Genomic DNA, 23,519 nt, shown 5'->3' on the forward strand with positions numbered 1-23,519 from the left:
GCCGATACATCGGGGATCATGAAGGTGCCTCGGCCGTGAACTTCATCGCATAATGGGGCTCAGCTTGGGGAAGCCTGATGTCCACGCTCGATCCCACATCCCGCTCGCAGGATGAGCCTTCACGCTCGCGCCTGCGCGCCGAAACACCGCCGGCGCATTTCTGGCGCCGCTGGGTGGGCGATGCCGCCCACGAGGATGCGGCCGATGCCCCCGGCGCCGGAGAGCCCGCCGAGATGACCCCCTCCTCCCCCACGCCACCACCACCGCCCCCCGTTGCCGCGTCCGCACCGGCGCAAGCCACGCCCGCACCGGCGGCTCCGCCGGAGCCCGTGGATCCGGAATCGCCGTATCGCGTGCTGATCGTCGAGGATGATCGCGGCCAGGCGCTGTTCGCCCAGAGCGTGCTGCATGGCGCCGGCATGCAGGCCGAGGTGCAGATGCAGTCCGATGGACTGCTCGACACCATGCGGCGCTTCCGCCCCGACCTGGTCCTGATGGACTTGCACATGCCGGGCAAGGACGGCATGTCGTTGACCATGCTGCTGCGGCAACAGCCGGAGTACCTGCACCTGCCGATCGTCTTCCTGACCGGCGACCCGGACCCGGAGCGCCAGTTCGAAGTGCTGGAAAGCGGCGCCGACGACTTCCTCAACAAGCCGATCCGGCCCCGCCACCTGATCGCCGCGGTGTCCAACCGCATCCAGCGCGCGCGCCAGCGCAATCAGGCCCTGCAGGCACCCCGGCCCTCGGTGAATACCGATACCGGCTTGCCGACGCGCACCTTCGTGTTGCAGCAATTGGCCGACTCGCTGCAGCGCGAGTCGCGCGGCGGCGTGTTCTTCGTCGAGGTCAACAGCGCACTGAGCCTGCGCGAACGATACGGCTACGCAGTCTTCGAACACCTCATGAGCCAGGCCGGCCGACAGCTGGCCGCAGCCGCTTCGCCGCATCCGGTCGCGCGCCTGAACGACAACAGCTTCCTGATGCTGGCCGATAGCGTCGACGAATCCACCCTGCCCGCGCTGGCCCAGCAGTTGCGGGATGGACTGGCCGGCCATGATTTCCAGACGCGACCGAACGAAGTCCTCAAGCTCCGCAGTTCGGTCGGCTATACCGCGCTGTCGCTCGGTTTCGCCGACCCTGGCAGCGCGCTGGAGGCCATCGAGCGCGCCGTGCTGCAGGCCCGCCTGAAGCCCGACAGCCTGGCCGAGTACGTGCCGGCGCAGGTCGACGACGACGCGCCGCGCATCTCGCTGGAGGACGGCCAGTTCGAACTGGCGTACCAGCCGATCGTGGCGGTCGCCGGCAGCGACCAGGCGCAGTACCAGGTGCTGTTGCGGATGCGCCAGCCCGACGGCTCGCTGCTGCCGGCATCGCAGGTGATCCCGGCCGCCGAACTGGCGGGCGGCATCGCCCAGATCGACCATTGGGTGCTGGAGCACGCGCTGTATGTGCTCGCGGAACGCCAGGCGGCGGGACCGTCGCTGCGCCTGTTCGTGTCGCAATCGCCGCGCTCGCTGGCGCGCGAATCGCACGCGCAATGGCTGCTCGATGCCCTGCGGGCCCGCGGCATCGAGGGCACGTCGCTGGTCATCGATCTGCGCCTCGCCGACGCCCTGATCCACACCGTGACGCTGCGGCAGTTCTGCCAGCAGCTGATGCCGGCCGGCGTGCAGTTCTGCCTCAGCCAGTTCGAACCCGGCACCGAGGCCGATGCGCTGCTCACCCAGCTGCCGCTGGGCTTCGTGCGCGTGTCCAGCAAGTACGCCAGTGCGCATGCCGACCCGGTGCTGCGCGACCAGTTGCGCGGCATCATCGACAACGCGCACCGTCAGGGCCTGCAGGTGATCGGACAGCAGATCGAGGATCCGCAGGCTGCAGCCGCCATGTGGATGGGCGGCGTCGACTTCATCCAGGGCAACCTGGTGCAGGCGGTCGGCAGCGAGCTCGGTTTCGACTTCCATAACGCGGTGCTGTAACGATGCCCACGGCCGGTCGCATGCCGGTGACGCCCTGGGTGACCGTGGCCTGTGCCGCCGCTTCGTTGACATCGCTGGGCCTGCATTGGGCGGGCGTCGCCGGTCCCTGGGTACCGGTTGCCGCAGGTAGCGCCGGCGCGGGCCTGATCGCCGCCATCGCCTCCGCCCTGCATGTGCGCGCCGACGTGCAACGCCATGCCGGCATCCAGGCACGTGCGGCCATGGCCGAATCCGAACGCGACGGTCTGCAACGCGACCTGCAACGTCACGACCGTCTCGAACAGGATCTGATGCGCGCCAAGCAGGCCGCCGAGTCGGCTGCGATGGCGAAGGGCGAATTCCTGGCCACGATGAGCCACGAGATCCGGACGCCGCTCAACGGCATCGTGCCGATGCTCGAGATGCTGTCGCGCGCGCCACTGGCGCCCGACCAGCGCGAGATGCTCAGCACCGCGACGGCGTCCTCGCACCAGTTGCTGCGGATCGTCGACGACATCCTCGACTACTCCAAGCTCGAGGCCAACAAGCTCGACCTGGAGATCACCGGCTTCAACCTGCGCGAACTGCTCGATGGCGTGCTGCAGCTGATGTACCGCCCGGCGGAGAACAAGGGACTGCGCCTGAGCCTGCAGCTCGATCCTGCGGTCCGCCTGCCGGTGCGCGGCGATCCGGTCCGCCTGCGGCAGGTGCTCACCAACCTGGTCGGCAACGCGATCAAGTTCACCGAGCGCGGCTCGATCACGCTGGTGGTGCGCCGCCTGGGCGAAACCGCCGCGCAGCACCTGCTGCGGTTCGAAGTGCGCGATACCGGCATCGGCATCGAAGAGGACGCGCGCCACCGCCTGTTCCATTCCTTCAGCCAGGCCGACGCCTCCACCACGCGCCTGTACGGCGGTACGGGACTCGGACTGGCGATCTGCCGCCGCATTGTCGACCTGATGGGCGGACGGATCGACGTGGTGTCCGAGGTCGGGCGCGGCTCGACCTTCTGGTTCGAAGTCCCCCTGATGAAGGTCATCGGCGACTTGCGCCAGCGCGATAACGGCGCCTTGGACCACGGCCGCGTGCTGATCGTCTCGCCCGACGCCCGCCTGCGGCAGCGACTGACCTTGCTGGCCACCAACTGGGGGATGCAGCCGGTCGCCGTCGAAACCACGCAGGAGGCGCTGGATCGCCTGCGGCTGGTCGGCGAGCAGGGGCAGCAGGACTATCTGGCCGTGCTGGCCGACATCGGCGGCATCCGCAGCACGGCGCTGGCGCTGCACCGGGCGATCACACGCCGGCCACTACCCGACGCATTGCGGCTGGTATGGCTCTATGGCGACGATACCGTGCCCGCCGAACTTCACCCGCGCAGCACCCTGCTGTCGCGCCAATCACCGGATGCGGACCTGCGTGCTGCCCTCACCGGCGCGGCACCCGAGCAGGATGCTTCCGTCGTCACGGCGACGATCGAGGAGATCTTTCCGGAGCCGACACACGTACCGGCGCCGGTCGATGAAGCCGCACAGCCGGATGCGGCCGTAACTCCCGACGCCCCCCTCGCCACCGTCCTGCCTACCGGGGAGGCCTTGGCGACCGAGCCCGAACCCGCCGTGGTCAGCGCCATGCGCACCACGCCGCGCCTGCTGCTGGTGGAAGACAACCCGGTCAACCTGCTCGTCGCGCAGAAGCTGTTGTCGGCACTCGGCTTCAACTGCGAAACGGCGGCCAACGGCGACATCGCGCTCAAGCGCATGCAGCTGGAGCACTTCGACCTGATCCTGATGGATTGCCAGATGCCCGTGCTGGACGGCTACGCGGCGACGCGCCGCTGGCGCGAGCTGGAGGCACAGCGCGCCGATGGCGGTCGGCTGCCGATCGTGGCCATGACCGCCAATGCGATGGCCGGCGATCGCCAGCGCTGCCTCGATGCGGGCATGGACGACTACCTGGCCAAACCGGTGTCGCGCGAGCAACTGGAAAGCTGCCTGCACCGCTGGTTGCCGGACCGCATGAACTTCGTGCTGCGCAACGCCGCGCTCGCCACGCCGGCGGAGCCCGCACCACCGACGCCCGCAGTCGCCACCGCCCGCGCGCCCGCACCGAGTTTCCCCGTGCTGGACCAGACGATGCTGGAGGAACTGCGCGAGATCGCAGGCGACGAGACCACCCGCATCATCACCATCTTCCTGGAAGACGCGCCGCGCCTGATCGGCACGCTCGAGAAGGCCGCCGCCGTACCGGACCTCGACGCCATGCGCGATGCGGCGCACACGCTCAAGTCCTCCAGCGCGAATGTGGGCGCCATGGCCCTGTCGGCCGCCGCCAAACGGGTGGAGCTCGGCGCCCGCGCCCGCAAGCTGGAGCGCCCGGCCGTGGCCGTGGCCCTGGTGATCGCCGAATATGCGCGTGCCCGCATGGCGCTGCAGGGCTACGCCGCGCAGCAGTTGGGGCGGCCGCTGCTGCCGTCGCAGCCGGTCGCGACGGCTCAGTCTTCCAGCTTGGTCAACAGGTAGTTCGGCTCGCCGATACGATCGATCACCGACAACTGCGTTTCCAGCCAGTCGATATGCTCTTCCTCGGAATCGAGGATGTTGGCGAACAACTGGCGGCTGACGTAGTCGGCGACCGATTCGCAGTACGCGATCGCCTCGCGCAACAGCGGCAGCGCCTCCTGCTCCAGGAGCAGATCGCACTCGAGGATTTCGCGCGGCGTCTCGCCGATCCTTAGCTTGCCGAGCGCCTGGAAGTTCGGCAGGCCATCGAGGAACAGGATGCGCTCCGACAGCTTGTCGGCGTGCTTCATCTCGTCGATGGATTCCTTGTACTCGTGCTCGGCGAGTTCCTTGAAGCCCCAGTTCTTCAGCATCTTGGCGTGCAGGAAGTACTGGTTGATGGCGGTCAGCTCGTTGTAGAGCGCCTTGTTGAGGTATTCGATGACCTTGGCGTCGCCTTTCATGGCCATGCTCCGTGGGCGGAAGGACGGCAAAGGTTAGCCCGTGTCCGCGACCGGTGCCGGAACGCGAATCGTGATCATTTTTGCGGAAGGCATCGCGCCGGCGGGCGGAGATGGACGTCAGGCTGCGTGCGACAGCGTGAGGATAGGCAACAGCGGTTCGCGCGGGGCCGGTTGGGCGGCCTGAAGAACATCCATCGCCATGTCGAGGCAGCTGCCGCAATTGGCCCCTGCGCCGGTCCGCATGGTCAACTCGGCCACCGTGGCGCATCCCGCGGCGGCGGCCTCACGGATCTGGTGGTCGGTTATGCCGTTGCAGATGCAGACGTACACAGTGGTAATGGCGATGCGGCGGGCACGGAACGGCCCGGCACCATTCCACCTCGAATGAGAATGATTGTCAATTCTTGGCGGGCTCGCCGGCCTCGCCCCGTTTACGGGCGGGTCGGTCGCGACTCCGTCGGCGTGGCGCTTCAGTTGCCCTGGGATCGGGCAACTGGATCGGGATCGCCTGGGGCCCCGCGACACTCCGGGCGAACGCCGCCAGATGCCCAAGCGCGCTGGCGTACACACGGCGCTTGAAGATCACCACGTGCTCCAGCGGATACCAGAAGTCCACCCATCGCCAGTGGTCAAATTCGGGGCTTTCGGTCAGGTCGAGACGCAGATGCGCCTCATCGCCGACGAGGCGCAGCAGGAACCAGACCTGCTTCTGGCCAATGCATACCTGCCGTTCGTTGCGCCGGATCGCGCGGGGCGGCAACCGATAGCGCAGCCACCCGGGCGTGACACCCAGAACTTCCACATGTTCGGGCAACAGGCCGGTTTCTTCGCGCAACTCGCGGTACATGGCTTCGACCGGCGTCTCGTCCGTGTTCATGCCGCCCTGCGGGAACTGCCAGCCATCCCGGCGCACCCGTCGCGCCCAGAACACCCGGCCATCCGGCCGCATCAACACGATGCCGACATTGGGTCGGTAGCCGTCCGGATCGATCACGATGCGGACTCCTTAAATCTACTGTCCCCGACTCTGCCACGGCCCGAAGCAGGCGACAAGCACGCAGGCCCGGCTTGACAGGCAGGGGGTCGAAATGAAGAATACGCGGTTCACGCGGCTATGTAGCTCAGCCGGTTAGAGCACAGCACTCATAATGCTGGGGTCGGTGGTTCGAGTCCACCCATAGCCACCAGATTCCCGAGCGGAATCAACGCGTTGAGAGAAACCCGCCATGAGGCGGGTTTTTGTTTGGGCGTGGCCTGGTGCTGCGGGCCGGTGCGGCCCGGCTTCAGGGCGGCTTACCCAGCACTGGATTTCGCGCGGAGTAGTTGCTCGTCAAATTGGGGCTTAACGCCCCTCCCATAGCTCCACCGATCTCGCCGTCGAGGGACGGAGCCCGTGAAACATGCTTAGGCAGTCCACGGCTCGTTCCACACAGCATTTGGTGTTGACTGGCTCCAAATCACCCCATATCTTGCCGTCGTCGGTTCCCGCGGTCCGCAAGCCACGGGATTAAAACGGGAAGCTGGTGACGCCTTCGGGCCACTCCGGCACTGCCCCGCAGCGGTAATAGGGAACGAACCCGCCACAAGCACTGAGGCTAACCTCGGGAAGCTGGCGAAGTAGGTGGAAGGCAATCCTTCCGAGCCCTTGAGTCCGAAGACCTGCCGACGGCCCCATTTCCACGCGTTGGACTGGATGGGGTCAGTCGACTGGCGCCGTGCCAGTCGCGGGGCTCCCGTTCGCATCGCGACCCGCGACCACACCTCCAGATCGACCTAACCCTCGGGCTGGTGGATGTGCGTTCGCAGGAACAGACGATGAAGAGTGATGGCAACCGACATAAGCTTCATATCCAGGGCGAAATGAGCACGCGCGGGGCTGACCGCGCGGGTCAACTCTTGGCAATCGCTGCACTCGTCCTCGCGTGCACATTCGGTGCCGCGGCGATCATCTATGCAGCGCGATCATGGTGGCCTTGAGGACCTCCGCGTGCCATCACGACCATCCGCTACATAAACTCTACCTTCCGAGTACAACGAACGGTTAAACCACTTCGACATGAACTACGCGGAGAAATGTTCGTCGTAGTAAAGGAGGGACTGTGCGCCGCCGCCACGCTGGAGCCTCCAACTGAAATCCTCAGTGCCAGGCAGCAGATCGAAATCTTTGAGCTGGATGGCCACCGGAAACTTGCCCACTTCATTACCAAGGATCGCAAAGACAAGCTCTGTGGTAGCGATGAACTCTCCGCGGCTGCCATCAAATTCACGCTGCGGATCGAACTGGAGAGACTGCAACCCGATCTCGACCATTTCTCCTCGTAGGATCTTGTAGAGCGTATCTATCTCATCAAGCTCTTGATCTGACAACTCGTACGACGGCGGAAGTTGAAATCCTGATGCGCAGAACTTTGCTATCGCGTGCAGTTTTGATAGATACGCGAGATGACCGAAGACGGAAAGCATCTTGGAAGCCTCAGCCTCACCGAGCACGGCAGGCACCCGCCCAATATCAAAGTCGAAGCAGAGCCATATAGAGCGCTTAGTTGTTGCTTGCTCGAACCACTCGGCAAAGCCTGCAAGCGCCGTAAGATTGGCGATAGGAGCGCTGGAAAGATATCCGGAAGTATTAGTAGATAAAGTGATGTTCGCCTTAGTCCCATTCTCGTTGGGGTCAAATTGGGCACGCAGACTCAGGGGCGACTGTTCGCCCTCACTCAATACAGCAAATCCTCTTGCTCCTCGGTAGAGTTTCGAATCAATACGGACAGATGGCGCTGTTAGGCTGAACCTATCACCAGGAACCATCGTTACTTGCACTGCTTCGCTGCGAGTAGGTCGCAGGGAGATTCGGCCGACCAATCCCCGGCCCGCACCGATCTCGTCGAACAGCGGCGAGCCAGTTATTCGGAACTCAGCTGCATCAAACTCGGCAGGGACTCCGTAGTTCATCGCGTCTCGAAGTTTCTCAACGTTAGCGGGCTGCTGGACAGGCCTGATCACAAGACCCGCCGCAAATGCTTCGTTTGGCTTTGCTACGGAAACTGCGTAGCTCTCCCGACCATTGACATAGTCGATCCGAACCTTAAGTCGGTCGTCAATACTTGATAGATAAGCGGCGCGCTCGTTGACTGCCACTGCAATGGCGTCTCTACGCTGGCCGATGGGTAGCATTGATGGCTTAAGGTACTCAGTGAACTCCCTTTCATCGGAAAGCACATTGGCGTCTGGAAACTTGAGCCCCGTCTCTCCACTTCCGGCAAGCCGACCGGGATGCTCCTGACACCATTTTCTGGCATCGAGCCAAAGGATTCGACCGTCCGGAAGAACACGAAGAATGAAAACAGGAACGATGCTTTCCGCATACTGACGGAGGCGCTCTTTGCTCACGTTGGCGACATAGGACCGTTTTCCTTTGGTCGCGGTCCCCTTGACCTGCACGCAGAAGCGAGCGCCTCTGAAGACACTTTGATCCGGCGTGATAACGAAGTCGTACCCTACGTCGATGAAGTCTTTACCGACCACCCAGCGCCAACCCGTGAAGAGTTGCCGAACCGCAAGCTCAGAGGCTTCTCCCACGAGTTGGCTATTTGGAAAGTTCATCCTGGCCCCCACTTCCGTATGACCGAAAGATGCTCCTGCAAAGTCCTCTAAGCAACACCCACGCCAGGCCTCATCTCAACAGGAAAGCGGCTCATCGTTGCGGATGATCCGTATCCAATCATGATCCTCCGGCCCTTCCTATCGTTGGCTTACGCCAACCACGGAAGCAGCCCGGATGTCAGTCACCACCCTTACCAAGCGCCTCGTTGCCACTGCCCAGCCCAAGGATCGCGCCTACGAGCTCAGGGACACGCAGGTACGCGGCCTCCTCCTCCGGGTGCAGCCCAGTGGGCATAAAGCGTGGGTCGTCACCTGGGAGCACGGGAAGCGTCGTACGCTGGGGTCTGCTGGACACCTGACCCTCGATGAAGCTCGGGAGATCGCCCGAAAGATCATCGCGGAGTACATCCAGACCGGGCTACCCAGCATCGCCAAGCCAGCGGCCCCGAAGATCACCCTCGCTGAGTTCCTGCGTGACCATTTCGGCCCGTGGGCGCGCAACGAGCTCAAAGGGGCGGACAAGTACATAAGTCGCCTTGAGCGGGTCTTCCCGACTGCGGTCGACATGCCCATGTCGGACATCAACTCGGTATGGGTCGAACGGTGGTGGATGGAGCGGCTGCAGACCAAGGCGCGCCCCGACCGGGAGGGTCTCATCACCAAGGCGACCGCGTGGCGCGACCTCGCCAGCTTCCGGGCCGTGATCGCCAAGGCAGTGAAGTGGGGGATGCTGGAGCAGAACCCTATTCAGCAGTTGCGCATGAAGGCGGCCAAGCCCCGGAGCGTGGTGCGATTCCTGAGCTCAGCCGAGGAGCAGCGCCTCCGTGAAACGCTTGCAGCGCGCGACCTGGAACACGCTGCCGCACGCAGGTCAGCCAATCAATGGCGTGCAGCCCGGAAACGCCCCCTGTTTCCAGAGGTTTCAGAAGGCTCCTATGCCGACCATCTGACCCCGGTCGTGCTGCTGGCAATGAACACTGGCCTGCGCAAAGGCGAACTACTGGCGTTGGACTGGTCGGATATCAACATGCAGGCACGAATGCTGACCGTTCGCCGGGAGAACTCCAAGTCAGGGAAGCAACGCCACGTACCACTCAATTCCGAGGCGATGACCGTGCTCCGTCAGTGGGCGTCACAAGGCAAAGGTTCGGGCAGCGTGTTCGGCATCTCCGGCATCAAGTCGTCCTGGGGCACCCTGCTGACTACTGCACGGATCGAAGGCTTCCGTTTCCACGACCTACGCCATCACTTCGCAAGCCGCCTTGTCATGGCCGGCGTAGACCTCAACACGGTTCGCGAACTATTGGGCCATGCAGACCTGACGATGACCCTTCGGTACGCCCATTTGGCACCCGAACACCTGGCTTCGGCAGTGGAAAAATTGGCTCGTAAGAACCAAAATTCAGAATCATCAACCAGTGCTATCGCTCGTTGACTCAATCGTTCCCTTAACAAGCATCACTATGGGGATCGTACTAAGCAGCACCATGATCAGGTTCGTGGCAACGAGCCAACCCAGAAAGTAGACGTAGCCCTGCGTCGGAATCACAAAAAACAACCGTAGGGACGCCACAAACGTGGCGATCAACTCCACCACTGTAAGCCCAATCACCAGCAATAGCGTGGTGAGGTGGCCGCGCTTTTGATATCGGGAAAGCACGGAGGAACCCGACATGATTCCAAACAAAGCGAGCACAGCCGCAAGAAAGCCGGCCATCGTAAAAGAGAAGCTACCCAGAAGGGAGGCAAGCGACTCAATCCTTCCCGCAGAAGAGGAAAGAATGCATGCAGCATTGTCCGGAATAGCCCACAGCGCCACCAGACTACTTATGTGGCTTAGGAGGATTATCCAGATCAGCAAACGTATGGACTTGAATTGCACTGAGTGACCTCATTTCCTTCAGCTTCTCATTCAGCAGCGCATTTGTCTGAATCTGCTTGTCGAAATCACGCTGAATTTTTGAATCGGTGTCACCACTCAAGGGATTTCGCACAATCCCTTCGCCGACCAAGTAGATGTCGACCACCTTGTCTGCCAACGCCGTGACGGCACGCGCCTCGAAGTCGCTTACGCCGTTGGTTCCGATAGTTGACGACATACCGGAAAGCAATCGCTTGATGTCACCGCGAGACTTCTGCGGACGAATCGTAATCTCTATCGGACCAACCTCATCGTAATGATGCTGCAGATTTCCAGACAAGAATTCGACAAGATCTTCATGCAGCTTATTGTTCCGCTGGAGCTCGACAGTGACCTTGCCGACACGCGTCAGTTTTGAAATATCCTTTCGCGCCATCTGATGTGTCAAAGCTACCGCATGGAACTTATATGGCAGCTTTAGTGCTTGCAGGACAGCATTGATGAACTCGGCAAATGTGGCACACCTCGGCGACAAGATCTTGCATGCAATGCCGAAGAAGTCATCTCGAACGTTGACGTACGACGCGAAGCCCGCAGAGTCACCCGCAAGATGCGCTTTCAAGTCGTCGAGCGTCAGATTGTTTGCATCAATTTTCTTGATGATTTCATTGTCCAGCGTGTGAAGAAAAAGAAAATGATCCCCCACTGTGTGGACGAGATAAAGCCGCTCCCCATTGTGGGTAAACTTCGACTTGAAGACAGGTGTCTTCCAGCTACAGAACTTACGCAGGAAAGGTCGGATATCGACACGATACTGCTTCTGACTGCTGCCCTTGGTCAGATAGTATTGATAGTAAGTTGCTTGCATAGCTCACTGCTCCTTCGCAAAGTCCTGTTTCGCAAAAAAGGGGCTGACGCAATGTATCGGTGGCCGGTCGCATAGACTGCGACAGCGCAACCTTCAAGTGAGTACTTCCATAACGCAGCACTCCCCGGCTGCCACTCCCCGGGGCCAGAGTACCAGTTGCCAGCCGCGCGTGCAGAGCGGCCCCTTACTCGTCCTTTACCTCTGCCAGAATCTTCGCGCGCTGGCTGGCATCCAGTTTCTTATAGGCAAGTATCCATTTCGCAAGACCGGGGTCTTCCGCGAAAAGATAGGCCAGAGGGACATTCAGTGCAGCAGCGATTTCTGCTGCTGTGTCCATATCAGCGCGCGAAGTCTGTTGTTCGTAGCGATTGATTCGCACGCTACCGTTCTTCTTGGTCATCCCGAGCATCGCCCCTAACGCGCGCTGCGACACGTCCCGCATGGCGCGGGCGTCCTTCAGTCGTTGCGCAAAGATGGCAGTCGCCTTGTCGGGCAAGCGGAATCAACGGTCTCTGAACCTGCCGCATGTTCACCCTTGCGCCTCACCGTGCGAAGACTCTACATTTCCCGAAGAGGGGGTGTAAAGCGACGCGAGGACGGTCGCCGGCTAAACCCTTGATCCGTCGACCAAGGGGGTCTACCTATGAAGCGTTTCGCCGTGCTCTGCCTGATACCTGCGCTGGTTGCAGCCTGTGCCACCAGTCCTGTTGCCCTCACTGACGCCAAGCCGGTCCCACCTGATCGGGTCTTCGCCTACAGCCAGCCCATCGACGGCCCCAACGGGCAGCTGGTCGTCGTCAGGGATCAGGGGGCATTCGGCGCTGCCTGCCCGATCGCCGTCTACGTGGACGGCGTCATTGCTGCCCACTTCCGGACATCCGAAACCCTAACGCTGTACCTGCCAGCCGGACCGCACGTCATCGGAGCCGGACCGTCAGGCGGAGGCATGTGCTCGTGGACGAACGAAGCGGCCCATCGCCGGGAAATCTCCCATACGGTCCAAGCCGGCACCCAAGCCAAGATGCGCCTGTCCATCACGCAGCAGGGCTTGTACCAGATCACGCCTACGGGCTTCTGAGGGCGCGCCCATGAAAAGCATCGGTGCCATCCTGATTGGCCTTGGCTTGGCATGGCTGGCCTTCGCCCTGAACTATCACGAAGCGATGCGGGAGATTCGCGGACCGTTTCGGTCTGGCCCGGACCCAATCACCGAGTACGAGAACAAGCGTACGAACACCTACCTGTCCATTGGGACCGTCGCTGTGGGCGTAATCCTGATGGGGTTCGGTTCGCTACAGCGCCCCAGTGGCGATGATCGCGGCTACCGAACCTGCCCGAAGTGCGCCGAAGCCGTCCGGGCGGCTGCCGTGGTCTGCAAACACTGTGGCTCCGAACTCAGCCCTATAAGCGAACAGCCCGGAAAGTCTTCATACAAGGCATTGGCTAAGGCTGCAGAAGAGGCCGAGCGTTCTCGGGACCAGTGAAGCAACTAACTCTCCGCCACTCGGCGCTCTCGGCGCATCATCGAAATCGATCAAGATTTTTCAACATGCGTGGTATCAGGAACCAGGAGGCATAGTCCTGCTGGCGCGAACCTGTTTCGCCGAGCACCTGCCCTACGTGACTCACAATAAGATCGGCTTCGTTTAACAGCTTCAGTCTTTCGGGATGTATGCGAAGCTCCACTCGGCGACCATCCGTGCCGCGCTCTTCAATCAGCATCCCCTTGTTACGAAGCTGCCCAAGAGTCACGGCAACTGTGCGCTTTGTAAGATCAAAGTACTTCTCGATCTGCTTCGGGCCCACGGGAAGCTGTGTCTTGAATCCCTGCTCGTCTCGAGGCTCCCGAATGAATCGAAGAACGGCGTACTCCGCATAGGTTAGGCCCGCGCGGCTCAACTGTTGGTCGACTACCCTCCGAAGTCTTCTCTCGAGCGCGAAGATGCCGTCAATACGATCTGCAAATGCGGATCTGCCTACTTCACGCTCCAAGCTTTCTCGGACAGGCTTCGGGAGGCCTGCAAGTTGGCGGCTCGGACGCTCGCCGAATTTTGCGTGTAGCAAGCCCAGTGCTGCCCGTAGCGTCATCTTTGGGTCCTATAGGGGTGCATGCATCCCTATCTTAAGGTGCCGGCGCGATACTGCAAATGGCTACTGTTGGTGCGTTCTACTGTCGTTGGGCCCCATTGCATCTTTGGCTCTGATGGGGTTCCTCCCATAGGCAAGATCTTCGTGCGTCGCAAGGCGCAAAGCCGCGAGACTGAACATTCAGTCCGTGATTGAACCCACACGGAGACAAATGCAATGCCGAAACCTTTCGATTTTACGCGTATCAAGCGTCTGCATGACGCCCGCAAGATCGGTCCCGATGAGTCGGCGAAGGTCGAGCAACAAATCGCCGAAGAATTGGTCGACTATGAGGTGCTTGAACGCGATCAAGTGACACGCGCTAACGCTCACCGCCAGAATGCCCATCTCCGACCGTTCCAAGCGGCTGAAGAAGTATCTGATGCGCTGGACCTCAACCTTGCTAAGAAGAGCAAGGGGAAGTACGACCCCAAGTATGCCAATGCACGAACTGTCGAGGACTTGTGGGTTCTGCGTCAAGCCATCGATAGCATCGGTATGCCCTACCAAGAATACATCGGTAATGCTTTGCAGTACGTAGGGCGGCCCAATGGGCGAAACCCCCGAATCACTCAACTGACCAAGCCTGACGTGGTCATGCATGTTGCCCGTAAATCGGCGGGCGCGCCGTAAAAGGCGCCTTTTGATCCAAGAGATCCGCGCGGATCACTTTCGCAGCGACTGGTAGGCGCCTACCAGCTCTGCTCCCACCATTGATCGCATAGCACCCAGACGCTGGGTGGAGGGCGAAGCCATGTCCGAAGATGCAAACGACCACGATCAGAAAGGCAATAAATCACACAAAGCAACATGGAACGGGCGTAGCAAGCCCAAGAAGACGCTATCCAGTTCCGACAAGGCAAGGCGCGCCAAGAATCGCGAAAATGGCTATCCGGCCGAAGTCGCATTGAGGTCGCCCGGACCCACGCGCAAGTTCTACTCGAATGACCGGCATGTCGATAAACAAGCCGTGCTGGATGCAGCACTTGCGGGCGGCGACAAGTCTTCAATTGCGAAAGCCGAACTATCGATAGCACGCTCCATCATCCCAGCGGAGCGATTTCTGGAAGAGCCCGAATTGCTGGGGCTGGCGTTTGTGCCGTATCGCTATCAAAGCCCATGGAGGCGGACCGAGAACTTCGCGAAGAAGTTCGACCAAGTCTTCCGTGAGCATGAGGATCGCTACTTTGGCAAGTCCGTTCCGGCGCCATCCCGTGAAGCTTTATCGCTATGGCCTGACAGCGACATCATTGCCCTATGGCGCGCAAGGCAGCATGCAGATTCGCTCGGCATGCCATACAACTTCTACATTCGGACGGCATTTGATTACCGCTTTAAGACTGGCTATAGGCGTTGTCCGAAGCCCGGGCAGCTTTGGCACGGTATCAAGATCCTCGACCACATCAAGAAGGAATTCCAGACTCAAGGCGGCAACCCGGCCTTACGCGAGTACGACTCAGCAAGCCTCGACCCCATGTTTCTCGTCGAGAACTACTACACGGGTGATCCCATCCAGCGAGCCGCGCATGAGGACCTGCGCCTGAAAGCAAAGATGTTCCCCGATTTCTTCAAGTTGAGCATGATGTTGAAAAGCAGCCGAATCATCACAGAGGAGGCAGCGCGGCAGCAATTCGGGGATGAGGCGGTGGATCGCTTGCAGGATTACACCCCACATCGGATGAGGGAGTTGTCCGTTCCGCTAACGGAAGCGCAGCGACCGAAGCCGGGTTGCTTCGGTATGCACGAGCCCACAGCGACAGACTGCCCGACATGTCCGGTACGGGTTGAGTGTCAGGTATTGCAGGCACAGGTGGACGCTATAATCCTCGCCGAATATGGATCCACCGACCCCGTGAAAGCAGCCACCACCAATGCAGCGACACTGCGGAAGCAAAGGCAGCGCGAGCGCGAAAGGCTGGATCGGAAGGTGGCCGGATCGGAAGGTGCTGAACACGCCGTTGAGGTTGAATCCGAGGTGTCTTCAAATGAAGACGGGAGGCCGAAGCCGTAGGGTCGGGGGTGTCACGATCTCTATTCTTTTTTTTAGTAGTTATTAATAGCTTCTTTAGAAGCTATAGAGATCGTGACACTTGAGGTCGTTGCACCAGCATATCCCTTCGGTGTCATCGGGGCCTGCGGCCCCTTGCCACCTTCGGGATATGCGTTGCGCGCCCCTTCGGGGCACGCAGGTTTGCTATCTCCGAGACGTTAGTGACGGCAGCATCCACCAGAATTGTCCCGAGACTTCCGGAGTGCCTCCCAAAGCCGCCCCGGAAGCACCCTGAAGCGTTCGGGCATTTTTGATGAAGTTGTGTCGCTCCAGAACTGCGACGACTCCAGAGGGCTTCCTGTTGCGTTTTAGGTATGAAGTACCCCGGCGCTGCGTTGGTAGTCCCGTGACAGCGGAACTCCATCAGTAACGCAACGAAACTCCATGCTGGAAGGCGTCCCGGCCCATAGTTCGGCGTTGCACCCGTGCGTGTCGTCCTCGGCCTACCAAGGTGTCGCCTGCTTGTATGAAGTGCCAGGTCACGTTTTGCCTTACACCAACGGCATTGCCTGTCACGTCCTGAATCCTACCGGCGACGTTTTCGACGCCTTGGCTTGCGGGGCTCCTTGGGTGACTCCGATGGTTCCGGAACCCACATCCTCGGTTCACCCACTGGGAGCGTGGGCAGCCCAGCCCTCCGGGGTAAGGCTGCGATTTCAGCCCTCAAGCGCACCAAATTCACCCGGGCCCATCGCTCGGCCATCTTTTTCCCGTGGGGCACCGTAGGGGAAACACCGCTACAACGCATCCCCGGCTGCCATTCCCTGTGTCGGTTGACGTGCACCAGCCAGTCACCGGGGACACGCTTGGAAATCAGGGCAACTTCCCGGCCATCGATCTTCAGCCAATGCTGGTCGTAGCGTTCCAAGTGGGTCCACTGCATGGGGGCGTCGTCCATGCCGGAATCGTATGCAGGTCAGTCACAAGAACTGCGACAGCTGGCGTCACGTTCACATTTCCAGTCGTGGCATGATGACTATCCAGCGGGCCCTAAGGATTGCCATGACCAGTCCTCAGCTTCACGCAGTGGCTTACGTTAGCCGCGCCACCACCGAGTTGGGGCGCGACAAGCTTCGGGACATCGTTGCCGACGCGACGACGTTCAACGGCCAGAACGCTGTATCAGGAGCTTTGGTTTTCGACGGGACTTGCTTCTTCCAATACATCGAGGGTCCCCCCGGGGCCATTGCCGACGCATACCAGCGCATTCAGTCCTCGAAGTCCCATGTGATCCTGCTCAAGCTGCTTGAGGGGCCGGTCTCGGGTCGTCGATTTGACGGCTGGAAGATGTTCTACCGGGATGGCGCACCAGCCGATATTGCTGGGCTGAACTGGCTTCCCGACCATGTGCCAGATCACGAAGCAAAGCAGGACATGGTGACAACTTCACTCAGCTACTTCTGGCGCAACTTGCAGGACGCGGCATCGGAACTGGATGCCGTCTAATTCATTGAGCGCAAACCGAGCTGCCAAATGGTGTAGGCGCGAAGGTGGAGAATGCACTGCACGTTTGGACGCAGCCAGTACGCACCTGGGGCGTTCCGTATCGCCTGACGCGCCCGTAGTGCTGTGATTGCAGGAGCGCGGCAGGGAGCGATTGGTGCACTTTGGGGCCCACCTCCGAAGTGAGTGACCTCGGGGTGTGACGAACTTGTGCGGACCAGACGTGTCAGTGCCGGCTTAAGGGACGTCATCCGCAACGGGCAGGGGTCTTTGTGTGGCACGGTAGTGCTTGATCCGTAAGGGATGCACCGACCCAAAGCCGCTATCCTCCTTGCATCACTGATGCCAGGGTCGGCAATTCGAGATGGTCGCGGATAGCTCTCGTCCTTGAGTATGGAAGTCTTAGAGCCTGCGACGGCGTTCGGTCCCGCTTGATCCGAAGTGGCGTAACCCGGCACCCCACTCCATACAGGCATAAGCACGTCCTCCCTCGCGCTCAGTGGCGAAATCCTCGCACCGGTTTTAGTATCCGCGACGGGGACTATGTCAGCCTGGTCGGAAGGGGATAGGGATATGGCGCGTAAAATCTCAGCAAATGGAATGACCGATGAGTTGCGCAAGCGACTTCTTCGCTCTCTTCAATCAGGGCACATCAACCTCCTGATTGGATCAGGCGCTTCGTTGCCCGCGATTCCTGCAGCCGGGCAGATCGAATCAGAGATTGCTGAGCTCATCTCATCTGATCAAGTGGAAGACGCGTACACCAAAATGTACGCATTCCTTGAGACGGTCCATAAGCCAACCAGTGCACTCATTGCTGGCGAAGAGAATGCCAACAACGCATCGACGCTCAAGTGCTACGAGACCCTGCTAACAACGCTGGAAGAAATACTTTTCTCCCGCCGCACAAACATCCTGCCTCGCCAAGCCACGGTGTTCTCAACGAACTACGATCTTTTTGTTGAAGCGGCCTCTGCCGCTTGCCCTTCCACAGTTCTCAACGACGGCTTCAGTCGCCCGCCATCCCTCAGCAGTCGCATGGAGTACTCCTCCAGAAACTTCTTTAAAGCGACCTATAGCACTGGCAACTTGTATGAGTACCGAGTTGAGGTGCCAAGCATAAATCTCATTAAGCTGCATGGTTCGCTTTCTTGGGTGAAGAACAAGGATGACATTCAGCTAAGAGTTGAGGAAAGGACACTGCTTACGGTGGATGCGACCCACGATGACCGAGCGAAGTTCATTACTGAGAGTGCCGTCGTGCTCCCGCAAGCGGCGAAGTTCCGAGAGACGCTTCTGGACAGGAACTACTACGATCTTCTTCGCATTTACGCGAATTCACTCGACCGAGAGAACACTCTTCTGATCGTATTCGGCTTCTCATTCGGTGACGAGCATATTCGAGATATCACTGTTCGCGCACTGAAGAATCCGACACTAAGATTGATGATATTTGCTTTCAACTCAGCGGCGGGCGCGCGATTCCTGAAGATGTTCGAGCAACACAGCAATGTGGAGGTTGTCTGCCCAGAAGAAGAGAACGAGCTTCGGTTCCATGAGTTCAACGATGTTATGAGACGCATCTTAAGTTCGGATATGGAGTAAGTTCATGAGCTCGCAAGAACTTCTTCGAGATGCTGTGCTTAGAGTGGGAGAAGTCAGCGCTGTTGATGGCCGAAAGATCTACGTTCAAGTTGATCGCAACAAGAATCTCTCTGACATGTTCTTGGATGGTGAGATCCTTACGAACATTGCCGTCAACAGCTACCTTGAGATCAGAAAAGGATTTCTCAGCATCATAGGAAGGGTTGAGGGAGAGAGAGTGCAATCGGACACCTTGGACTCCTGGTCAGAAGCGGGTCAGCCCGTGAATAGGAACAAGAGAGTCCTGACGGTTGGACTATCAGGCTTCATTGATGAGCGGGGCTCCTTCTCCGGCGGAACCCGAGAGCTTCCTCTCATCGGAAATGAGGCATACCTGCTAACTAAGCAGAAAGTGCACTTGATGCACAATCTCGTTCAAGAGAACTCACCTTCTATCAGCATTGCGACTCTGTTCGGAGAAGATATAGATATCGAGTTCCCTATAGATGGGCTTTTCAATAGCCACATAGCCATTTTCGGCAACACTGGAAGTGGAAAAACCAACACGTTAGCCTCGCTGTATCAAGGACTCGTGACGGAACTCTCTAAACGAAATCTACAGCGCTTTAGGGAAAGCTCTCGATTCGTCCTCTTCGACTTCAATGGCGAGTACAAGGCGGATGATTGCATAACTCCGAACAAGAGGGTTTACAACCTCTCTACAAGAAACCATGCGGGAGACAAGATCCCGATGGAACAGGATGCACTTGTAGACATCGAGGTTCTTTCCATCTTGGTTGACGCAACCGAGAAGACTCAGAAGCCTTTCATCAGAAGGACGCTTCGGTTCTTCAAGCAGATTTCTGAGGCACACAATGCAGACGCGTACTTCAAGGGTGTTCTGCAAAGCAAAGTTAAGGACACGCTGCAGCTTGCCGACAAATTGCGCGCCACGCTCCTCATTGACTACTTTGAGCAGATCATTCCGGATGTTGATGGAAACAACAATCCAGTCGATCTAACGGGCGATCTCGAATGGTTCAATAACGGAAGTGAGTTTCGCTTTAGGGACTCACCGGTGTACTTCCGTGCAACCCCAAATCGCATCCCCGATACAACTCTTTATCGGCAGATAGAGAGATTCTCATTCGGCGCAAGCATACTTGACAACTTGATAGCCGCACTCTACCTCCAGCTTATCTCAGATGTACTAACTAATAGGGCTCAAAACGAGCACATCGCCCCTTTGATCAATCGCTTGAAAGCGAAGAAAGATGAAGTAGAAAAGTTGTTCTCTTTCGCGGCCGGCGGGAACTTTTGGGAGAGCAATTTTGTGGTTGTCAACCTTCACGACGTCAACATTGAAATGAAGAAGACAATTCCTTTGCTTCTTGCTAAGCGACTGTATGAGGAGCAGAAGTCTGATGGCAACGGGAGGACGCTGTCATTGATAATTGATGAGGCCCACAACATTTTGTCCACGCAGTCCTCCCGTGAAGCCGAGACATGGAAGGACTATCGACTTGAGACGTTCGAGGAAATCATAAAAGAAGGTCGAAAGTTTGGCGTTTTCGTGACTCTGTCAAGCCAGCGTCCAAGCGATATATCGCCCACTATTGCTTCGCAGGCTCACAACTACTTCATACACAGGCTGATCAATCAAGCCGACCTCAAGATGATTGCATCTGCAGTGTCTTACGTTGATCGTGTGACGGAAGAATCCATTCCAACACTCCCCACCGGAACTTGCGTCTTTAGTGGCGTAGTCACTCAGGTTCCGCTTAAGGTTCACATGAAGGCGCTTGATGAAGCTTCACGCCCGTCGAGCTCGACAAGAAAGTTTAGCCAGCTTGTTCCAGCTGTTCCTTAGATCGGCCCTGTTCGCAGCCCCGACCTATCGAGTCCGAATGGCAGGACGCGTCACGAAATAGCGAAGTTGATCGACACGGATCGCGCAATGAATCAAATTCATGTTTCCCAGGCCGACTTCTCAAACCCCGACTTCAAAGAAGATTCGGTTAGAGAATTGGTAATCGCGCCAATGCTGCTAAGGCTGGGGTACTCACATAGCGGCACGACTCGAGTTGCGCGAAGCAAGACCCTCTCTCATCCCTTTATACGTGTCGGCACTCGGAACTTGCCTTTACAGACAATCCCTGATTACACATTGTACTTCGAGGACAAGCCCATCCTCGTTATCGATGCGAAGTCCCCTTCGGAGAATATTGAAGCGGACGCACACGTGCAGCAAGCCTACAGCTATGCCATTCATCCCGATGTCAGATGCCGGGAATTTGCACTTTGCAATGGCAGGCATATTGCCTTCTATGACATTTATAGACGAGAGCCCCTCGCTATCGTTCGATATGAGGATTTTGAGAAGGAGTGGGGCACGCTCGAGAAGCACATGCTGCCGAAGTACCTCTTGCAACCCAGCTTGAGATGCTTTGCTCCTGACTTCGGACTCGCTCTTCACAGACTCGGTATGCGCGACGCAGCCGAAATCTACATGCTGGAGTCCCGTCTGAACCTTTTTGCGCGCGTCGATGACAGCACTTTTACCGCCAGCGCGAACGTGGAGCACGCCGGCACTCCCCATATGGTTAGCTTTGACTTCGAGAGCAGGATGCTGCCTTCAGTGCTTTCAGGACTTCCTACCGAGCTCTCAACGCAGTTTAGGAGCGCCATGTTTCGTGCTCCTTTCCAAGCGAGCGCCGGCCTTGCGATAGAGCTGGATCTTCGCTGCCGTCTTGGATCTCTTATAGATGTCGAAGACGAGCAGTTTGCACCTTTGATTGTCGAGGAGGTTCTGGGATCTCGATTCGTTCCTGACCCGGGCATTGAGTTACCTTCAGATGTGCCCGCGAAGGTCTTTAAGCTGCGAGAAGCTTATAGGATCTCCCCACTGAGCGGAGAGACTCCAAGTGCCGAACCTGAAAAGTAACGTGGCAGCCCGAGAGAATTTCCATGTCAGATCGAAATTTCTATGTTTACGTATACATAGACCCTCGCAACTACGAAGAGTTTTACTACGGCAAAGGAAAGGGTGCGAGACGCTTCTCACATCTCTCCGATGACTCTGACTCCGAGAAGGTAGCGCGCATCCGCGCCATAGAGGCGGAGGGACTTTCGCCAATAATTCGCACGGTGGCTGCTGGCCTTTCGGAGCAAGAAGCTCACTTGATTGAAACCACCCTGATCTGGAAGCTTGGCAAGGGTCTTACGAACAAGGCGGCCGGCCGTTTCGTATCGCTCTTCAGGCCTCGCAATACGCTACATCGAGAGCTTTCGGCGTTCGACTTTCAGAACAGCGTTTACTACGTGAACGTTGGCGAGGGACCTCACAGGAATTGGGACGACTGCCGTAGGCTTGGATTTCTCTCTGCGGGTCAAGGCGCTCAATGGAGGGATCAAATTCTTGATCTGGCAGAGGGTGATGTTGTTGTTCCCTACCTCAAGGGAAGGGGGTATGTCGGCGTAGGAAAGGTGTTAGCGCGCGCCGTGCCTTATCTCGATTTTCGACTGGAGGGCAAGCTACTGCGGGACTTTGATCTCGTGGCTCCTGAGATGGCAGAAAACTCGGACAGCCTGGTGAACTCCGAGTATGTCCTTCGAATCGAATGGATCGCATCAGTTCCCAGATCCGAAGCAAAGTGGAAGTCGAAGTCAGGCCTCTTCGCGACTCAACTTGTTCGTGCCTCGCTTGATCGCCAGCCCGTAACGGTAGCTTTCGTTGAAGACGCCTTCGGCGTTAGGCTGCAAGAACTGGTCAAGTAGTCCGCGCACCTCAGGCGCGCGAAGACCAGGCGGTGAGACGACTGCCGGCTTCAGGCCGGCTTACCCACCCCCAAGTCGGCCATTAGCCTTAGGAAATGACTGATTTTCCTCATTGTTTTCAGGCGCTTGGCCGCATCGAGCGGCAACTCATAATGCTGGGGTCGGTGGTTCGAGTCCACCCATAGCCACCAGAATTTCTTTGAAATTCAACGCGTTACAAAGAACCCGCCTCACGGCGGGTTTTTTGTTGGGCGCGATGGGGCTACCGGGAGGCGTGGAGGCGGCTTCAGGGAGGCTTAGGGGTCGGGTGCAGACCAATGCAATGAAGAACCCCCAAACTGACGCGCGGATTGCGATGCTTCGGACGTCCTTCGTCAAGAAGTAGGCGACTAAGCCAATGAGAAGAGCAGTGATCCCTGTTACGGCGTAAGCGACGTACATCAGTCCCGAAAAATCAGAGGCCATCAGTTGGCTAGGAGCCAGTGCGAGCCCAATTGCAGTTGCGACCAGGCGCGTCATTCGCGGCGAGTGAGTCATGGCACGTGACACCTGAATTAAGCCGACCCGCGAAGCCTTCCTCGGTCAACAAGGCCGGAAGAGCAGAAGCAAGCTACTGCACACCGAAGGCGCCTTCTCCAGCCAAGGGTGGCTGCGACGTGCCAGCAAAGAGATCCACGGCGACGGAGCCGCCGGCAGCAACGACCGATCGCGCGAAGTGACTAATGCCGTAGTCGCCGGCCCGGGCTAGTCCTGCGTCGCGCAAGTCGGTCTGCAATGGCGCATACACCAGTCTTCCGACAGACGGTGTCCCCCTTCGTCGAGGCTCTCCGTCGACTTTGTTACGGGGGGTGCCGACAAAAAAAGGAGGGTGTTATGAAGTCCCTATTGATTGCCACAGTACTCTTGATGGGTGGGCTCCTCTGCGGTACCGCAGTGGCGGTAGATGGCAGGAACGCAGTGGGCGTGTGCATAGACGCCGGGCCAAAATGTGCGTGGTCTGTTAACGATAAGGGTGAAGTTGATGTCTGCACCGCGAACGGATGCTGGTACTGTCCATCCGCAACCAGTGAATGCGTGCCAGCGAGAACGACCCGGCCCAAGCCATCGAATCCAGTGCGCGGTACGATTGTGAGTACGAAGATCGGATGGTATGAGGTCGGCAAAAATCCAGGAATCGATAAACTACTTCCCCCGGCCAAAAAGCCCTAACGCCTGAATTAAGCCGCGCCGCGAAGCGGCGTCGGCTTGAATGAATTGTTAGGCTTTGAGCGCGCCACACATCAGCCCTG

20 protein-coding genes, 1 tRNA gene and 1 riboswitch are annotated in these 23,519 nt (G+C 58.8%); of the genes, 13 read left to right on the forward strand and 8 right to left on the reverse strand.

Annotated features, from left to right (window positions below; all coding sequences use genetic code 11):
* The first annotated feature begins 77 nt into the window (after positions 1-77).
* The gene (locus AC1Q5B_RS19010) at positions 78-1,979 is read left to right on the forward strand and encodes an EAL domain-containing protein (RefSeq protein ID WP_492633005.1); all 1,902 of its coding nucleotides are present in this window, start codon (positions 78-80) and stop codon (positions 1,977-1,979) included.
* 2 nt (positions 1,980-1,981) lie between these two features.
* A complete protein-coding gene (locus tag AC1Q5B_RS19015; RefSeq protein WP_492633006.1) occupies positions 1,982-4,477 on the forward strand; it encodes an ATP-binding protein in 2,496 nt (831 codons plus the stop codon).
* On the opposite strand, the gene bfr is transcribed toward AC1Q5B_RS19015, so the two are convergent.
* From bfr to AC1Q5B_RS19030, 3 genes are all read right to left on the reverse strand, one after another.
* Entirely contained in the window at positions 4,450-4,920 is a 471-nt protein-coding gene (gene bfr / locus AC1Q5B_RS19020; protein ID WP_492633007.1) for a bacterioferritin, read from the reverse strand. The genes AC1Q5B_RS19015 and bfr overlap by 28 nt on opposite strands.
* A 117-nt stretch (positions 4,921-5,037) precedes the next feature.
* A complete protein-coding gene (locus tag AC1Q5B_RS19025) occupies positions 5,038-5,250 on the reverse strand; it encodes a (2Fe-2S)-binding protein (protein WP_492633008.1) in 213 nt (70 codons plus the stop codon).
* Between the two features lie 67 nt (positions 5,251-5,317).
* The gene (locus AC1Q5B_RS19030) at positions 5,318-5,914 is read right to left on the reverse strand and encodes an RNA pyrophosphohydrolase (RefSeq protein ID WP_492633009.1); all 597 of its coding nucleotides are present in this window, start codon (positions 5,912-5,914) and stop codon (positions 5,318-5,320) included.
* 116 nt (positions 5,915-6,030) lie between these two features.
* Here AC1Q5B_RS19030 and AC1Q5B_RS19035 point away from each other — a divergent pair.
* Positions 6,031-6,107: transfer RNA gene (locus tag AC1Q5B_RS19035), tRNA-Met, on the forward strand.
* A gap of 275 nt (positions 6,108-6,382) precedes the next feature.
* Positions 6,383-6,601: riboswitch (cobalamin riboswitch) on the forward strand.
* Positions 6,602-6,981: 380 nt separating this feature from the next.
* Here AC1Q5B_RS19035 and AC1Q5B_RS19040 read toward each other — a convergent pair.
* The gene (locus tag AC1Q5B_RS19040) at positions 6,982-8,520 is read right to left on the reverse strand and encodes a DUF4365 domain-containing protein (protein WP_492633010.1); all 1,539 of its coding nucleotides are present in this window, start codon (positions 8,518-8,520) and stop codon (positions 6,982-6,984) included.
* Positions 8,521-8,695: 175 nt separating this feature from the next.
* On the opposite strand from AC1Q5B_RS19040, the gene AC1Q5B_RS19045 reads away from it, so the two are divergent.
* Complete coding sequence (locus tag AC1Q5B_RS19045) at positions 8,696-9,955, forward strand: site-specific integrase (RefSeq protein WP_492633011.1); 1,260 nt, start codon at positions 8,696-8,698, stop codon at positions 9,953-9,955.
* On the opposite strand, the gene AC1Q5B_RS19050 is transcribed toward AC1Q5B_RS19045, so the two are convergent.
* From AC1Q5B_RS19050 to AC1Q5B_RS19060, 3 genes are all read right to left on the reverse strand, one after another.
* Entirely contained in the window at positions 9,932-10,339 is a 408-nt protein-coding gene (locus tag AC1Q5B_RS19050; RefSeq protein ID WP_492633012.1) for a hypothetical protein, read from the reverse strand. The genes AC1Q5B_RS19045 and AC1Q5B_RS19050 overlap by 24 nt on opposite strands.
* Positions 10,340-10,343: 4 nt before the next feature.
* A complete protein-coding gene (locus AC1Q5B_RS19055; protein ID WP_492633013.1) occupies positions 10,344-11,249 on the reverse strand; it encodes a hypothetical protein in 906 nt (301 codons plus the stop codon).
* A 184-nt stretch (positions 11,250-11,433) separates the two neighbouring features.
* The gene (locus tag AC1Q5B_RS19060) at positions 11,434-11,745 is read right to left on the reverse strand and encodes a helix-turn-helix domain-containing protein (RefSeq protein ID WP_492633014.1); all 312 of its coding nucleotides are present in this window, start codon (positions 11,743-11,745) and stop codon (positions 11,434-11,436) included.
* A 147-nt stretch (positions 11,746-11,892) separates the two neighbouring features.
* Here AC1Q5B_RS19060 and AC1Q5B_RS19065 point away from each other — a divergent pair, with 147 nt between their 5' ends.
* Positions 11,893-12,327 carry a hypothetical protein gene (locus tag AC1Q5B_RS19065; RefSeq protein WP_492633015.1) on the forward strand — a complete coding sequence of 145 codons (435 nt, stop codon included), beginning with the start codon at positions 11,893-11,895 and terminating at the stop codon, positions 12,325-12,327.
* 10 nt (positions 12,328-12,337) lie between these two features.
* The gene (locus tag AC1Q5B_RS19070) at positions 12,338-12,733 is read left to right on the forward strand and encodes a hypothetical protein (RefSeq protein ID WP_492633016.1); all 396 of its coding nucleotides are present in this window, start codon (positions 12,338-12,340) and stop codon (positions 12,731-12,733) included.
* 37 nt (positions 12,734-12,770) lie between these two features.
* Here AC1Q5B_RS19070 and AC1Q5B_RS19075 read toward each other — a convergent pair whose 3' ends face one another.
* Entirely contained in the window at positions 12,771-13,337 is a 567-nt protein-coding gene (locus AC1Q5B_RS19075) for a MarR family winged helix-turn-helix transcriptional regulator (protein ID WP_492633017.1), read from the reverse strand.
* Positions 13,338-13,553: 216 nt separating this feature from the next.
* On the opposite strand from AC1Q5B_RS19075, the gene AC1Q5B_RS19080 reads away from it, so the two are divergent.
* From AC1Q5B_RS19080 to AC1Q5B_RS19110, 7 genes are all read left to right on the forward strand, one after another.
* A complete protein-coding gene (locus AC1Q5B_RS19080) occupies positions 13,554-14,009 on the forward strand; it encodes a hypothetical protein (RefSeq protein ID WP_492633018.1) in 456 nt (151 codons plus the stop codon).
* Positions 14,010-14,130: 121 nt separating this feature from the next.
* A complete protein-coding gene (locus AC1Q5B_RS19085; protein ID WP_492633019.1) occupies positions 14,131-15,387 on the forward strand; it encodes a hypothetical protein in 1,257 nt (418 codons plus the stop codon).
* 1,041 nt (positions 15,388-16,428) lie between these two features.
* Positions 16,429-16,872 carry a BLUF domain-containing protein gene (locus AC1Q5B_RS19090; protein ID WP_492633020.1) on the forward strand — a complete coding sequence of 148 codons (444 nt, stop codon included), beginning with the start codon at positions 16,429-16,431 and terminating at the stop codon, positions 16,870-16,872.
* A 570-nt stretch (positions 16,873-17,442) separates the two neighbouring features.
* Entirely contained in the window at positions 17,443-18,474 is a 1,032-nt protein-coding gene (locus AC1Q5B_RS19095; protein ID WP_492633021.1) for an SIR2 family protein, read from the forward strand.
* A 4-nt stretch (positions 18,475-18,478) separates the two neighbouring features.
* A complete protein-coding gene (locus AC1Q5B_RS19100) occupies positions 18,479-20,323 on the forward strand; it encodes an ATP-binding protein (RefSeq protein WP_492633022.1) in 1,845 nt (614 codons plus the stop codon).
* Positions 20,324-20,410: 87 nt separating this feature from the next.
* Complete coding sequence (locus tag AC1Q5B_RS19105) at positions 20,411-21,397, forward strand: hypothetical protein (protein WP_492633023.1); 987 nt, start codon at positions 20,411-20,413, stop codon at positions 21,395-21,397.
* A 23-nt stretch (positions 21,398-21,420) separates the two neighbouring features.
* Complete coding sequence (locus AC1Q5B_RS19110; RefSeq protein WP_492633024.1) at positions 21,421-22,230, forward strand: DUF8606 domain-containing protein; 810 nt, start codon at positions 21,421-21,423, stop codon at positions 22,228-22,230.
* Positions 22,231-23,519: the final 1,289 nt, after the last annotated feature.

The sequence above is a fragment of the Pseudoxanthomonas sp. GW835-FHT14C01 genome (genome assembly GCF_058793715.1).

Excerpts from the sequence above, each read along its gene's own strand:
- AC1Q5B_RS19010 (WP_492633005.1), top strand. The coding sequence starts at position 78 with ATGTCCACGCTCGATCCCACATCCCGCTCGCAGGATGAGCCTTCACGC.
- AC1Q5B_RS19015 (WP_492633006.1), top strand. The coding sequence starts at position 1,982 with ATGCCCACGGCCGGTCGCATGCCGGTGACGCCCTGGGTGACCGTGGCC.
- bfr (WP_492633007.1), bottom strand. The coding sequence starts at position 4,920 with ATGAAAGGCGACGCCAAGGTCATCGAATACCTCAACAAGGCGCTCTAC.
- AC1Q5B_RS19040 (WP_492633010.1), bottom strand. The coding sequence starts at position 8,520 with ATGAACTTTCCAAATAGCCAACTCGTGGGAGAAGCCTCTGAGCTTGCG.
- AC1Q5B_RS19045 (WP_492633011.1), top strand. The coding sequence starts at position 8,696 with ATGTCAGTCACCACCCTTACCAAGCGCCTCGTTGCCACTGCCCAGCCC.
- AC1Q5B_RS19055 (WP_492633013.1), bottom strand. The coding sequence starts at position 11,249 with ATGCAAGCAACTTACTATCAATACTATCTGACCAAGGGCAGCAGTCAG.
- AC1Q5B_RS19065 (WP_492633015.1), top strand. The coding sequence starts at position 11,893 with ATGAAGCGTTTCGCCGTGCTCTGCCTGATACCTGCGCTGGTTGCAGCC.
- AC1Q5B_RS19070 (WP_492633016.1), top strand. The coding sequence starts at position 12,338 with ATGAAAAGCATCGGTGCCATCCTGATTGGCCTTGGCTTGGCATGGCTG.
- AC1Q5B_RS19075 (WP_492633017.1), bottom strand. The coding sequence starts at position 13,337 with ATGACGCTACGGGCAGCACTGGGCTTGCTACACGCAAAATTCGGCGAG.
- AC1Q5B_RS19080 (WP_492633018.1), top strand. The coding sequence starts at position 13,554 with ATGCCGAAACCTTTCGATTTTACGCGTATCAAGCGTCTGCATGACGCC.
- AC1Q5B_RS19085 (WP_492633019.1), top strand. The coding sequence starts at position 14,131 with ATGTCCGAAGATGCAAACGACCACGATCAGAAAGGCAATAAATCACAC.
- AC1Q5B_RS19090 (WP_492633020.1), top strand. The coding sequence starts at position 16,429 with ATGACCAGTCCTCAGCTTCACGCAGTGGCTTACGTTAGCCGCGCCACC.
- AC1Q5B_RS19095 (WP_492633021.1), top strand. The coding sequence starts at position 17,443 with ATGGCGCGTAAAATCTCAGCAAATGGAATGACCGATGAGTTGCGCAAG.
- AC1Q5B_RS19100 (WP_492633022.1), top strand. The coding sequence starts at position 18,479 with ATGAGCTCGCAAGAACTTCTTCGAGATGCTGTGCTTAGAGTGGGAGAA.
- AC1Q5B_RS19105 (WP_492633023.1), top strand. The coding sequence starts at position 20,411 with ATGAATCAAATTCATGTTTCCCAGGCCGACTTCTCAAACCCCGACTTC.
- AC1Q5B_RS19110 (WP_492633024.1), top strand. The coding sequence starts at position 21,421 with ATGTCAGATCGAAATTTCTATGTTTACGTATACATAGACCCTCGCAAC.